The 13,663-nt window shown below is 67.2% G+C and carries 13 protein-coding genes; 6 read left to right on the top strand and 7 right to left on the bottom strand.

Features of this window, described 5'->3' with window-relative positions:
- Positions 1-14 precede the first annotated feature (14 nt).
- Entirely contained in the window at positions 15-551 is a 537-nt protein-coding gene (locus ACIOU8_RS02830; protein ID WP_400785583.1) for a gamma carbonic anhydrase family protein, read from the bottom strand.
- Between the two features lie 140 nt (positions 552-691).
- On the opposite strand from ACIOU8_RS02830, the gene ACIOU8_RS02835 reads away from it, so the two are divergent.
- Positions 692-1,177: a Dps family protein gene (locus ACIOU8_RS02835; RefSeq protein ID WP_400785585.1), complete on the top strand. Its 486-nt coding sequence runs from the start codon at positions 692-694 to the stop codon at positions 1,175-1,177.
- A gap of 65 nt (positions 1,178-1,242) precedes the next feature.
- On the opposite strand, the gene ACIOU8_RS02840 is transcribed toward ACIOU8_RS02835, so the two are convergent.
- Genes ACIOU8_RS02840 through ACIOU8_RS02860 form a run of 5 tightly spaced genes read right to left on the bottom strand, consistent with a single transcriptional unit; the run spans position 1,243 to position 6,108 of the window.
- The gene (locus tag ACIOU8_RS02840) at positions 1,243-2,739 is read right to left on the bottom strand and encodes an amidohydrolase (protein ID WP_400785587.1); all 1,497 of its coding nucleotides are present in this window, start codon (positions 2,737-2,739) and stop codon (positions 1,243-1,245) included.
- Entirely contained in the window at positions 2,736-3,377 is a 642-nt protein-coding gene (locus ACIOU8_RS02845) for an FMN-binding negative transcriptional regulator (RefSeq protein WP_400785589.1), read from the bottom strand. Before ACIOU8_RS02845 ends, ACIOU8_RS02840 begins: the two co-directional genes overlap by 4 nt.
- 23 nt (positions 3,378-3,400) lie before the next feature.
- Entirely contained in the window at positions 3,401-4,399 is a 999-nt protein-coding gene (locus ACIOU8_RS02850; protein WP_400785591.1) for an Fpg/Nei family DNA glycosylase, read from the bottom strand.
- 1 nt (position 4,400) lies between these two features.
- A complete protein-coding gene (locus tag ACIOU8_RS02855) occupies positions 4,401-4,886 on the bottom strand; it encodes a ribose-5-phosphate isomerase (protein WP_400785593.1) in 486 nt (161 codons plus the stop codon).
- Positions 4,887-4,923: 37 nt separating this feature from the next.
- Positions 4,924-6,108 (bottom strand): ferrochelatase, encoded by a 1,185-nt coding sequence (locus tag ACIOU8_RS02860; RefSeq protein WP_400785595.1) that lies wholly within the window; start codon positions 6,106-6,108, stop codon positions 4,924-4,926.
- A gap of 124 nt (positions 6,109-6,232) precedes the next feature.
- Between ACIOU8_RS02860 and pepN the strand changes: the two genes are divergently transcribed.
- The 4 genes from pepN (at position 6,233) to ACIOU8_RS02880 (ending at position 12,034) form a co-directional block, all read left to right on the top strand.
- Positions 6,233-8,785 carry an aminopeptidase N gene (pepN, locus tag ACIOU8_RS02865; protein WP_400785597.1) on the top strand — a complete coding sequence of 851 codons (2,553 nt, stop codon included), beginning with the start codon at positions 6,233-6,235 and terminating at the stop codon, positions 8,783-8,785.
- 74 nt (positions 8,786-8,859) lie between these two features.
- Positions 8,860-9,933 (top strand): mechanosensitive ion channel family protein, encoded by a 1,074-nt coding sequence (locus ACIOU8_RS02870; protein WP_400785599.1) that lies wholly within the window; start codon positions 8,860-8,862, stop codon positions 9,931-9,933.
- On the top strand, positions 9,930-10,379 hold the full coding sequence (locus ACIOU8_RS02875) for a globin (RefSeq protein ID WP_400785601.1): 450 nt from the start codon (positions 9,930-9,932) through the stop codon (positions 10,377-10,379). The genes ACIOU8_RS02870 and ACIOU8_RS02875 overlap by 4 nt, the downstream gene beginning before the upstream one ends.
- A complete protein-coding gene (locus ACIOU8_RS02880; protein ID WP_400785603.1) occupies positions 10,376-12,034 on the top strand; it encodes an FAD-binding dehydrogenase in 1,659 nt (552 codons plus the stop codon). The genes ACIOU8_RS02875 and ACIOU8_RS02880 overlap by 4 nt, the downstream gene beginning before the upstream one ends.
- Before the next feature lie 14 nt (positions 12,035-12,048).
- Here the strand turns inward: ACIOU8_RS02880 and ACIOU8_RS02885 are convergent, their stop codons facing one another.
- Positions 12,049-12,714, bottom strand: a complete 666-nt coding sequence (locus ACIOU8_RS02885) for a hypothetical protein (RefSeq protein WP_400785605.1) — start codon at positions 12,712-12,714, stop codon at positions 12,049-12,051.
- 51 nt (positions 12,715-12,765) lie between these two features.
- On the opposite strand from ACIOU8_RS02885, the gene ACIOU8_RS02890 reads away from it, so the two are divergent.
- Complete coding sequence (locus ACIOU8_RS02890) at positions 12,766-13,653, top strand: acyl-CoA thioesterase (protein ID WP_400785607.1); 888 nt, start codon at positions 12,766-12,768, stop codon at positions 13,651-13,653.
- The last annotated feature ends 10 nt before the right edge of the window (positions 13,654-13,663 follow it).

Here is a 13,663-nt window from a genome sequence, read left to right on the forward strand (position 1 = left end):
TCGGGCGAAGCCGGTCAGATCGGTGTCGCGGCGGCGTGCGTCTCGAGGTGCCTCAGATAGATCTCGGCGTTGGCGATCAGGTCAGCACGCTCATCGTCGCTGAGCGACCGGCGCACCTTCGCGGGAACCCCGGCCACCAGCGAACCGTCGGGCACCTCGGTTCCTCCGAGCACGACTGCTCCGCCGGCGATCAGGCAGCCTGAGCCGATGACGGCGCCACTGAGGACGACAGCTCCCATACCGATGAGCGAGCCGTCCCCGATCGTGCATCCGTGCACGACAGCGTTGTGACCGATCGACACCTTCGTGCCCACGATGACGGGATGAGCCGCATCGACGTGGACCGAGACGTTGTCCTGCACGTTGCTGCCTGGACCGATGATGATGGACGCCGAATCGCCTCGGAGTACAGCGTTGTACCAGACGCTCACGCCATCGGCCAGCGAGACGTCACCGACGACGCGCGCTCCCTCGGCGATGAACGCGTCGACGGCCACTGACGGGGTCTTTCCCGGGAGCGCGAGGACAGAGGCTCCGGCTGCGATGCTCATGAGGTGAGACTATCCTCTCAAGGCCGGAATTCCGCATGATTCCGGGCCACTAAGCCGAGCCTTCGCTTGCTTGCGGAATGTTTTCAGGCGAGTAGCGTTGTCATCATCAGGCACGAAGAGACAACTCCGGAGGAGTCAAGATGAGCAAGGTACAGACCGTTTCCACCACCGCCAGCGACCCGACCGTGGCAGCTGCAGCGGCTCAGTTCCTCTCCCCCGTCGTGCTCGGACTCCAGGCACTGACGATCGATGGCAAGCAGGCGCACTGGCACGTACGCGGCGCCAACTTCGTCGGCGTCCACGAGCTCCTCGACACGATCGTCGCGCATGCCGGAGACTTCGCAGACACCGCCGCAGAGCGGATCGTCGCGCTCGGTCTGCCCATCGACGCGCGCGTCAGCGCAGTGGCCGCCAAGGTCAGTGCGACCTCGGTTCCCGCGGGCTTCACGCAGTCGGACGAGCTCGTGCGCGCTGTCATCTCCGACATCGATGCGATCCTCGTCGATGTGAAGGCTGCGATCGACGGACTCGACGAGGTCGACCTCACGAGCCAGGACGTCGCGATCGAGATCATGCGCGGACTCGAGAAGGACCGCTGGTTCCTCGTGTCGCACATCGCTGCGTAACCACGACACCACTCACGAGGAAGGGCACCGGAGTTCTCCGGTGCCCTTCGTCGTGCTCGCCGTCGTCAGGCGCCGTGTGTGAGACGCCCCGCCAGCACCGTCGCCACGATGGGCATTCCCCGCAGATCGGCCCCCGAGGCGACCAGCGGGTCGAGTCCGCAGAGCGCGATGTCGGCGGGTTCGCCCGGTCGCAGAGACGTGCGTACGCTCGCCTGCAGGGCCTGCTCCCGCGTGAGCCGTTCTTCCGGATGCCACGGCTCCCGCTCGTCGTCCGTCCGCGTGACCGCTGCGGAGATGCCCTGCCATGGGTCCAGCGGAGCGACGGGCGCATCCGACCCGAAGCGCAGCTCGACCCCGGCATCACGCAGCGCCCCGAGCGGGTAGCCGATGGATGTCTGCCCCGCCCAGTGTCGCCCGACCAGATCTCGGTCATCCAGAGCGTGCTGCGGCTGGACGCTCGCGACGACGCCGAGCCGGCCGAAGCGGGCGAGATCCGCATGCCGCACCAACTGGGCATGCTCGATCGTTCCCACCGCCCCCGATACGGTGAAGCCGTCGAGCGCTCCCGTCACTGCGCGGTCACCGATGGCGTGGACGGCGACAGCCAACCCCGCGCCAGTGGCGACGGTCAGCAGTTCGGTGAGCTCCGCCGGGGGGACGGTGAGCACACCGAAGTTCTCCGGGTCACCCGGATAGGAGTGGGAGCACGCGGCCGTCCTCGTGCCGAGCGAACCGTCGCTGATGATCTTCAGAGGACCGACGTGGATGAGCCCACGGCCCGCTTCGGGAGCCTCCGGATCCTCGTGGAGCTCCCCCGTCCGCAGTCCGGCACGGATGGCTCGTTCGAGGTCGAAGGGATAGATCGCGAACTCGACGCGGTGCGCGGCGAACCCCGCGGCGATTCGACGCGGCCACGCATCGGCGTTCCACGCCATGTCGAAGTCGACGAGGCCGGTGACTCCGCGCGAAGCGGCACGCTCCCCGGCCGCACGTACCGCGATGTCGCCGCGTTCGGGGTCGACAGCGTTGAGGCGGCGGGATATCTCGAACGCATCCTGCTCGCGCAGCATCCCGTCGACGCTGTCGAAGCCCTCGAGCCGCAGCGCAGCCGAGTTCAGCCACGTGCTGTGCACATCGGCGTTGATGAGGTAGGTGGGCACGGTCCCCGTCGCGGCGTCGAGGAGGCCGACACTCGGGGCGTCCGGCCACATCGCGTCGCGGAACCCACTGCCCACCTTGCGCCCGTCCGGAAGGGGCGCCGCCGCGGCCATGATCGCCGCGGCCTCCGCCGCCGACGCCGCGCTCCCGAGTGTGACGCGCTCGGTCGCGAGCGCCCACTGCACCGTATGCACGTGATTGTCCCAGAGCCCGGGCACCGCCCAGGCTCCACCGCCGTCGAGCACCTCTCCCCTCGGCGCGAGCGCTCCCACGGGGGCGATATCGACGATGCGGCCGTCTTCGATGAAGATGTCGACCGGCTCATCGTCGATGAGAAACTCACGCCCCGGGCCCGCTATGCGAACACCCGTGACGGTGCCTATCCGCGCGCCGACGCCGGTCATCGGCCCGCTCCCGTGCGAGCCTGCCGGGCACGGCGCATCTCGGCGGCCAACTCGGGTTGCGCGTACGGCCCATCGCCCTCGAGTTCGGCGATGACGGTCTCGACGGTCTCGGCTGGTTTGTTCTGACTGAGTTTGCGCTTGGCGACGACCCTGGTCGGGGTGAGCCTGAAGCCCACCGTCCCTCCGGCCAGCCGCGCCACGAACGCGGGGTCGTTCGGTCGTTCCCACATGCGCCGAGGCTCCGGCATCCGCCCCTCGAAACGATCGACCAGGCGGTCGAGCACGTCGAGGTTCTCCTCGTCGCTGAGTATCTCTGGGACCCCTGCCAGATGCACGGCCGTATAGTTCCAGGTCGGCACCGACTGCACGTCACCGTACCACCCGGGTGAGATGTAGCCGTGCGGTCCCTGAAACACGACGAGCAGCTCCCGCTCGCCCAGACCATGGATCAGGTCGTCAGGCCGACCGACATGACCCACGACGGTGAGATCGTCACGGTCATCGTCGAGCAACACGACATAGTGCGACGAGACCAGACCGTCGGGACCGTGGCTCACGATCGTCGCCCAGGGATTGGCATCGACGATCCGACGGATCTCGGCCACATCAGCGAGCGTGAAACTGGGGTTCTGACGCATCCCCTCAGCCTATGGCCGACGGGTCATGCTTGGCAGCGCGGACACCAGTACAGCTTGCGCGCGCCGATCTCCTCGAGAGCGATCTCCGTGCCGCAGATGCGACAGGGCAGACCGGCGCGGTGGTAGACCCAGTGCCGGTCGTCTCGGCTCGCCATCGCGGCTCTGTACGCATCGGGCGAAAGGTCGTCCATCGTCATCATCTGACCGGTCTCGACACCGATGGCGAGGAGACGCACCCAGTCGTGCCACAGGGCCCGCACGATATCTTCCGGAACCTCGCGGCCGGGTGTATGCGGGTTCAATCGCTGCCGGAAGAGCATCTCGGCCCGGTACACGTTGCCGATGCCGCTGACCACAGCCTGATCCATGAGCAGGAGCGCGATCACCGTCTGCTTCTTGCGGACCGCCGCGACGAAGCGCTCCTCGTTCTGCGCAGGGTCACCCACCAGCGGATCGGGACCGAGCTTCGCCACGCTGGCGAGCATCTCCTCAGGAGTCTGGATCACGCATGCGGTCGGCCCGCGCAGATCTGCGGCGGTGATGTCCGTCATGAGGCGCAGTCTGACCTGGCCGACGACCGGCGGCGGCCACTCGAGCCCCTCGTCGGCGAGCCCCTTGGTCTGCTCGGACATCCGGACGTGCACGCGGGTCCGACGCGGTGCACCGATCGAGGCGAGCGAGTTCTCTCCGGCGTCGTCGAGGATCTCCTCCTCGACCACCGTGCCCCGCTGATTCGTCTGGCCCATTCGGCCGTTCGCCGAGGCGATGGTGGGGTCGACCAGGATGTCCCCGGCGAAGTCCCATGCTCCATAGAGTCCGAGGTGCACTCGCAGCCACACGTCGCCCTCGGCCTCGAGGAACATCTGCTTCCCCACGGCCTGCACACTGATCGCTTCGCGTCCGTTCAGCACCGCTGCACCCTCGGCGAATCGTCCCTGGGGGCTCGAGGCGAGCATCGTCTTGCCGACGAAGTTCCGATCGAACTGGCGAGCGATGCGATGGACGGAATGGCCCTCGGGCATGTCAGGCCCGCGGGTCCGGAAGCAGCGAGCCGTCGCGCTCGAAGTCCGCGATCTGACCGATGCGGCGGATGTGGCGTTCATCCTGCGAGAACGGGGTCGCGATGAAGGTATCGATGAACGAGGTGACCTCGTCGAAGGAGTGCTGACGAGCCCCGATCGAGATCACATTCGCATCGTTGTGCTCGCGAGCGAGCTCAGCGGTCGACGTGTTCCACACCAGCGCGGCACGCACGCCCTCGACCTTGTTCGCGGCGATCTGCTCACCGTTGCCCGAGCCGCCGAACACCACGCCCAGCGTCTCCACACCGGCTGCCTGATCGGCCACGACAGCCTGTGCCGCGCGGATGCAGAACGCAGGGTAGTCATCGAGTGCGTCGTACTCGACCGGTCCGTGGTCGACGACCTCGTGACCTGCCTCGCGCAGATGATCCTGCAGCTGCGTCGAGAAGTCGAGACCGGCGTGATCGGTGGCGATATGGATGCGCATGGCATCCATCCTAGAAGCGTCGAGGGTCAGCGCGCGCTCACGGAGCCACGCCGGCAGCGGCCGGCTTGAACCCCGCCCGGACGTTCTCGCAGCAGCCAGGACGACACACGTCGAACGCACCGGGCAAAGACGTCACATGGGGGCGATCCTCGTTGGGACGCCCCTCCAGGCGCTCGGCGATCAGATCGACGATGCCGGTCACGAACGACGGAGCGACGCCGGGAGTCGGAGTGCGCGTGAAGGCGAGCCCCGCCTCTTCGGCTGCTTCGGCGGCCTCGGTGTCGAGATCCCAGAGCACCTCCATGTGATCGCTCATGAACCCGACGGGCACCACGGCCACGGCCTTCCGACCGCGCTCGGGGAGCTCCCCGATGACATCGCACACATCAGGCTCGAGCCACGGCTGCGAGGCGGGACCCGAACGAGACTGGTAGACGAGCTCCCACGAGACGTCAGCCGCTGCCGGGATGCTCTCGCGGACGCGATCCATCACCCACGCGGCGACGGCGAGATGCTGCGCTGCATACGCGCCACCCTCGCCCCAGTCGATGTCCCGCGCGCCCGAACGCTCGGCATCCGCGGTCGGGATGCTGTGCGTGGAGAAGAGGATCTGGATGTCTGCCGGGGCGATGCCCTGAGCGAGGAAGGCTTCCACGGCCTCACGGACTCCCGTCTCGAACGACTCGACGAACCCGGGGTGGTCGTAGAACGGACGGATCTTGTCGATCGTCACCGTCTCGCCGAGTTCGGTCTCCTCGAGCACTCGCGCGAAGTCCTCGCGGTACTGCCGGCAGCTCGAGAAGGAGCTGTAGGCGCTCGTGGCGAACGCGAGGAGCGTCGTCTTGCCGTCGGCTGCGGCTTCGGTGACGACCTCTTCGAGGTACGGACTCCAGTTGCGGTTGCCCCAGTACACCGGAAGATCGATGCCGCGGCGGGCGAGCTCGCCTTCGAGCGCCTCCTTGAGGATGCGGTTCTGTCCGTTAATCGGACTCACACCGCCGAAGTGGCGGTAGTGGTGCGCCACCTCCTCGAGACGCTCATCCGGGATGCCGCGGCCTCGCGTGACATTGCGGAGGAACGGGATGACGTCATCCTGTCCCTCAGGGCCACCGAACCCGGCGAGCAGGATGCCGTCATAGGCCACCGGGGTGGTCATATACGGCGCGCCGGAGGCAGCAGCATCGGAAGCAAAGAGGACGGTGTTCGGCTCGATCGCGGTCACCCGTCTATTCTTTCATCTCCTGGAAGTGAGTCAGGCCGCCGTGCTGGCGTAGGCTGTCATGGTTGCCGTGGGCGCCAACTGCGCTGGGTTGCGGCAGCATCCCCTCACCCCTGGGAGTACAGCTGTGCCTGGAGAGAACCTCACCCGCATCGAAGCGCAGGAGCGCCGTGACATCATCGACACCCAGTCGTACGAAGTCTCGCTCGACCTGACCAAGGGTGCGGAGGTCTTCGGCTCCCGCAGCGTCGTCCGCTTCACCGCGACGCCGGAGAGCCACACATTCATCGACCTGATCGCACGTGACGTGCGCGAGATCTCGTTGAACGGCGAGCAGCTCGACCCCGACGAGGTCTTCGCCGACTCGCGCATCGCGCTCGCCGGCCTGCAGGCCGAGAACGTCCTCGTCGTCGATGCCGACTGCGAGTACACCAACACCGGCGAGGGCCTTCACCGCTTCGTCGATCCTGTCGACGGCGAGGTCTACCTCTACTCCCAGTTCGAGGTTCCCGACTCGCGTCGCGTGTTCGCCGTGTTCGAGCAGCCCGACCTGAAAGCCACCTTCCAGTTCACGGTGACGGCACCGGCATCCTGGAAGGTCGTCTCGAACTCCCCCACGCCCGAGCCCATCGTCCACGACGACGACACGGTCGCGACCTGGGGCTTCGAACCCACGCCTCGCATCTCCTCGTACATCACGGCCCTGGTCGCGGGCCCCTACGAGTCGACGTTCTCCGAGCTCACCAGCGCCTCCGGCCGTGTGATCCCCCTCGGCGTCTACGGCCGCAAGAGCCTGTGGCAGCACCTCGACGCCGATTACATCTTCGACAAGACGCGCGAGGGCTTCGCCTACTTCGAGTCGAAGTTCGGTGTGCCCTATCCCTTCGCGAAGTACGATCAGCTCTTCGTCCCCGAGTTCAACGCCGGTGCGATGGAGAACGCGGGAGCGGTCACGTTCACCGAGACCTACGTCTTCCGCAGCAAGGTCACCGACGCCGTCAAGGAGCGCCGCGTCGTCACGATCCTGCACGAGCTCGCGCACATGTGGTTCGGCGACCTCGTGACCATGAAGTGGTGGAACGACCTCTGGCTGAACGAGTCGTTCGCCGAGTGGGCGTCGACGATCGCGACCGCCGAGGCCACCGAGTGGACCGAGGCGTGGACGACCTTCAACGCGATGGAGAAGACCTGGGCCTACCGCCAGGATCAGCTGCCCTCGACGCATCCCATCGTGGCCGAGATCAACGACCTCGAAGACGTGCAGGTGAACTTCGACGGCATCACCTATGCGAAGGGTGGGTCGGTCCTCAAGCAGCTCGCCGCGTGGGTCGGCATCGAGGCGTTCTTCGCCGGTGTCTCGCAGTACTTCCAGAAGCACTCGTGGGGCAACACAGAGCTCAGCGACTTGCTCACCGAGCTCGAGGCGACCAGCGGGCGCGATCTGAGCACCTGGTCGAAGAAGTGGCTCGAGACCGCGGGGGTGAACACGCTGGAGCCTGTGATCGCAGACGACTCCGACGGCACGATCACGCGATTCGCCGTGACGCAGACCGCTCCGGCTGATTACCCGACCATCCGCCCTCACCGGCTCGGCATCGGCTTCTACAACCTCCAGGACGGCGCACTCGTGCGCTCGCACTACGCGGAGGTCGACGTCGACGGAGACCGCACAGAGGTCCCCGAACTGCACGGCCTCAAGCGCCCAGATCTCGTGCTCCTCAACGACAACGACCTCGCGTACGCGAAGATCCGCCTCGACGAGCGCTCCCTCGCCACGGCGATCGCGCACCTCGCGGACATCAGCGACCCGCTTGCGCGCTCCCTCGTCTGGGGCGCGGCATGGGACCAGACCCGCGACGCCGAGACCGCAGCGTCCGACTACATCGACCTCGTGCTGGGCAACATCGGCCGCGAGACCGAGTCGACCACGGTCCGCACCACACTCGCGCAGCTGCGCACTGCCGCGACGCTCTACGTCACGCCGGATGCGCGCCTCGCTGCCCGCCACAAGGTCGCGGACGGACTCTGGGCGCTCGCCGAAGCCGCCGAATCGGGCAGCGACAGTCAGCTGCAGTTCGTCACGGCCTTCGCGAACGCGCTCGTGACACCCGAGCATGCCGGCATCGTCGGCCGGCTGCGCTCCGGTGAGGAGACACTCCCGGGTCTCGAGATCGACGCGGACCTCAGCTGGCAGCTGCTCGTCGGACTCGCCACGATCGGTGCGACGGATGCGGCATCGATCGATGCCGCACTCTCTTCGGACAACACCTCGAAGGGCGGCGAGTTCGCCGCGCAGGCACGCGCAGCGCTGCCCGACTCCGCCTCGAAGAAGGCGGCTTGGGCGTCGCTGATAGAGCGTGACGACGCTCCGAACACGATCGTGCGGTCCGCCGCGCTCGGGTTCGTGCACCCGGCGGGCGCCGAGGTTCTTCGCGAGTTCGTGCCCGCATACTTCGACATGCTGGTGCCGATCTGGGAGTCCCGCAGCTACCAGATCGCGCAGTATCTGATCGTCGGCCTTTTCCCGACGGCCATCGCAGATGTCGCACTGCGTGATGCGACGCGCGCGTGGCTGTCGGCCAATCAGGACGCGGCACCGGCCCTGCGCCGTCTGGTGCTCGAGAACCTCGCCGACGTCGAGCGCTCGCTCGCCGCGCAGTCCCGCGACGCGGAGGACTGAACCCGCTTGTAGCGATCAGGCCTCTGCGCGGTGCGTCCAGCCCGCGCAGAGGCCTGATCGCTACTCTGGAGGGGATGATTCAGCCATTCGACGTCGACCCCGATGCCCCTGAGGCCACCATCCCCCCGTGGTGGTCAGACATGCTGAGCGCGCTCGGCGTCGTCGGGGGCCGCGCGATCCAAGTCCTGATCATCATCGCCTCGTGCGTGGTCATCGCACTCGTGCTGCGAGTGGTGATCCGTCGCGTGGTGCATCGCATCGTCGACAGCGCCAAGAACAAAGCTGCCGTCGACGACACACAAGCTTTGGAGCGCTCGCCCCTCGCTGACATGCGTCTCGTGCAGCGCACCCGCACGCTGGGCACGATCCTGCAGAACATCGTCAATGTGATGCTGGTGGTCATCGCGCTCGTCCTGATCGTGAACGCGCTCGACAACAGTCTGCTCGGCTCTCTCACTCTGCTCACCGCTGCGGTCGGCGCCGGTCTCGGTTTCGGCGCCCAGAACATCGTCAAAGACGTGCTGAACGGCATGTTCATCGTCGCGGAGGACCAGATCGGAATCGGCGACGTCGTGGATCTCGGTCTCGCCTCGGGTGTCGTCGAGTACGTGAGCGTGCGCATCACGCAGGTGCGTGATGTGAACGGCACGCTCTGGTACGTCCGCAACGGCGAGGTGCTGCGCATCGGCAACATGTCGCAGGGCTGGGCCAGAGCGATCATCGATCTCGGCGTGCCTGTGGACTCCGATCTCGAGAAGGTCGAGCAGATCATGATCGACACGGCTCAGGCTCTCGCCAAGGATCCGAAGTGGCGCACCCGCATCGTCGAGAAGCCCGAGCTCTGGGGCCTCGAGTCGATCGACGGCGATGCTCTCGTCATGCGACTCGTCATCAAAGCCCGCGCCAACGCCAAGGACGACGTCGCGCAGGAGCTGCGCAAGCGTCTGCGAACCGCCTTGCTCGAGAACGAGATCTCCTTCCCGAGCATGACCACCGTCGTCCCCACCGGGCTCGAGGGCGCGCGCCGCGTGCGGGGCGCCAATCCGCCCAAGACACGCCCGAACGCCGTCACCGGCATTCCCGCCGTCCCGGATCGCGGGATCTGGCGGCGCAAGAAGACGAACGACGACGGGAGCTCCCAGAAGTGACGTTCTACGACGAGGTCGGCGGTCGCGACACCTTCGCGAAGATCGTGTCGGTGTTCTACCGCGAGGTCGCACTCGACCCCGTGTTGAAGCCGATGTACCCCGAGGAAGACCTCGGTCCCGCCGAGGAGCGGCTGCTGATGTTCCTCGAGCAGTACTGGGGCGGCCCCACGACCTACGGCGAGACGCGCGGGCATCCGCGCCTGCGGATGCGCCATATGCCGTTCCACATCGACCCCGACGCTCGCGACAGGTGGCTCCGACACATGCGCACCGCTCTGGACGAGGCGCAGTTGTCGCCACTGCACGAATCGACACTGTGGGACTACCTCGAACGCGCCGCGTATGCCATGGTGAACACATTCGAGCCGTCCGGCATCGGCACACCCTCAGCCGGACGCCCCACGCTCGAGACGCGATCACGTCAGGAATCAACGGAGAGCACATGACGAACACGCCCCTGTCTGCAGACGTACTGGTCATCGGATGGGGGCTCGCCGGTCTCGTCGCAGCGGGTGAAGCATTGGACGCCGGGCGTCGAGTGATCCTGGTCGACCAAGAGCCGCGCACCAACTTCGGCGGGCAGGCGTGGTGGTCGTTCGGTGGCCTGTTCCTCATCGACTCCCCCGAGCAGAGGCGGATGGGCATTCGCGATTCGCTCGCGCTCGCCACGCAGGACTGGTTCGGCACAGCCTCTTTCGACCGCCCTGAAGATCACTGGCCGCGCCGGTGGGCCGAGGCCTACCTGCAGTTCGCCGCCGGAGAGAAGCGATCGTGGTTGCGGGAACGCGGAGTAGGTTTCTTCCCGGTCGTCGGCTGGGCTGAGCGAGGGGGATACGGTGCGCTCGGTCCGGGCAACTCGGTTCCTCGGTTCCACATCACGTGGGGCACCGGGCCGGGTGTCGTCGCACCGTTCGTCGCCGCGGTCGAGCAGGGCGAGCGCGAGGGCCGGATCACGATCCTCCCCCGCCATCGTGTGACGGCGCTGATCACCACCGATGGAGCCGTCACCGGCGCACGCGGGACGATCCTCGAGTCGAGCCCTGCCGCTCGCGGGGTCGAGTCATCGCGGCGCGCGATCGGCGACTTCGAGATCAGCGCCGACGCCGCGATCGTCTCGTCCGGCGGTATCGGGGGAAATCACGACCTCGTGCGCGCCGCATGGCCCGCCAGCCTCGGCGTCCCTCCGGAGCACATGCTCACCGGGGTGCCCGCCTACGTGGACGGATCGATGCACGCCGTCTCGGAGTCGGCCGGTGCGCGTCTGATCAACGGCGACCGCATGTGGCACTACGTCGAGGGCATCACGAACTGGGATCCGGTGTGGCCGTCGCACGGCATCCGCATCCTCCCCGGCCCGTCATCGCTGTGGCTGGATGCGACAGGCAAGCGACTGCCCGTTCCGCTGTTTCCGGGCTTCGACACGCTGGGCACCCTCGCCCACCTCCGCACCACGGGATACGACCACTCGTGGTTCGTCACCTCTCGTCAGATCGTCGAGAAGGAGTTCGCCCTCTCCGGAAGCGAGCAGAACCCCGATCTCACGGGCAAGGATGTCGGGCTCCTCGTGAAGTCCCGGCTCGCCAAGGGACCGACGGGGCCGGTGCAGGCGTTCCTCGACGAGGGCGAGGACTTCATCGTCGAGAATGACCTCGAATCATTGCTCGAGCAGATGCAGCGGCATCCCGGCGGAGAATCGCTGGATATCGATCACGTGCGACGGGAGGTGGTCGCGCGTGACCTCGAGATGGAGAACGAGTTCACGAAGGACGCCCAGATCGGCATGCTGCGTTCGATGCGCGGCTACCGCGGCGACAAGCTGATCCGCACCGCGTCTCCGCATCGGCTGCAGGACCCGGCAGCGGGTCCTCTGGTCGCCGTCAAGCTGCACGTGCTCACGAGGAAATCCCTCGGCGGCATCAACACCGATCTCGACGGCCGTGCGCTCGGAGCAGACGGTGAGCCGATTCCGGGTCTGTATGCGGCAGGTGAGGCGAGCGGCTTCGGCGGCGGCGGCGTGCACGGCTACCGGGCGCTCGAAGGCACGTTCCTCGGTGGGTGCCTCTTTTCGGGGCGTCAGGCCGGGCGCGCCGCGGCCGGGTGAGCTCGTTCTCGCATTTACTGTGTGGAGCCCGTGCCTCTGACCGCGGTGAGCCCCGTGGCGACGGGTCCGCGAGCGAGCACGTGACCCCGACGGAAAGCGAGTCGAGTCCACCGCCCGGACTGCATGACCGGAACCTCTTCCTCGCCGGAGATGAAGCCGAATGCGTCGGCCGCGAACGCGACTCCGCGCGGCAGGCCGCCGAGATCGTCATCGGGCTCGCCCCAGATGGCTGCACGGAGGGCTCTGACGGCTTCCTCTCCCGATCCGGGCGTCGCTCCCCGCGCAACCGCGCTGATCCCCCACTGCGCACGCCGAGCGATGACGGATGCCGCAAGGGTCGAGGTCGGCTGCCAGTCGCCGCGAGGCGGAGCGACTCCGGCCCACGCGGGCGAGAGCCCCGTCTCGGGCAGAGTCAGTGCGCGCTCGTCGTCGGTCGCTGCGAGCGAGGAGACGACGACATCGCACTCGAGCTCGGGGTCGGCCTGCACGACGCGCATCGCAAGCACTGTCGGGGTCTGATCGAACAGCCCGTGGGGCGACAGAGCGGCTCCCGTGAGCGCGAGCACACCCCGCGCCGCCTGCAGTCGAACCCCTTCGTCGGAGATGCGGGTGGCTCGCCCGAGGAAGGTCAGAACGTCCTTCGTGGTCTCGGCGTCTGCAAGAAGAAGCTGGTGGGGCACACCCTCTAAACTAGCAACGCCAGCGGCATCCGCAGTCGCGGAAAGGAAGTCATGACCGCCGACGCCCACGCGATTCGCACCGTCGACCAGCTCCTCGACGTGCTGGACCTCGATTCGACTCAGGCCCGCACCACAGAGGACATCTTCATCGGCTCTTCTCATCCGATGCCCTCGGGACGGATCTACGGTGGCCAGGTGCTGGCGCAGAGCCTCCTCGCTGCGGAACGGACGCTCCCGGAGGATCGTGCTGTGCATTCCATGCACGGGTACTTTCTGCGGCCCGGCGACGCGAGCCAGGGCATCACGATCGCCGTCGACCGCATCCACGACGGCCGTTCGTTCTCCACCCGCCGTTCGCAGGCGTATCAGAACGGTGTGCCGATCTTCTCGATGATCGCTTCCTTCCAGGACGACGATCCGGGCATCGAGCACGCCGTGCCCATGCCCGAAGGCATTCCCGGCCCCGACTCTCTGCTGCCCGACGAGCAGCGCATCGAGGGATTGCCGTCCGGCGTGGTGCGGATGCTCAGCGATCGTGCCGCTGATGTGCGCCACATCGACTCACCGCTGTTCCTGCCGAGCGAGGATTCCCGCGTGCCTCAGCAGGGCGTCTGGATGCGCATGAAGGCGCCTCTTCCTGACGACCAGCGCATTCACCGGGCGGCTCTCGCGTATCTGAGCGATATGACGATCCAGGAGTCCATTCTGCGCGCCCATGGCGTGTACTGGGGGCTTCCCGGGTTGAAGGTGGCGAGTCTCGACCATGCGATGTGGTGGCACCGACCTGCGCGCGTCGACGAGTGGCTGCTCTACCTGCAGGAGTCGCCCAACGCTCGCGGCGGCCGCGGTCTGGCGCAGGGGCGCATCTATACGCAGTCGGGCGACCTGGTCGCCTCCGTGGCGCAGGAGATCATGGTCAGGGTGCCGGCCCCGGCCTGACGTCACGCGC

It is taken from the genome of Microbacterium sp. NPDC087589, assembly GCF_044743635.1.
GTDB lineage: Bacteria > Actinomycetota > Actinomycetes > Actinomycetales > Microbacteriaceae > Microbacterium.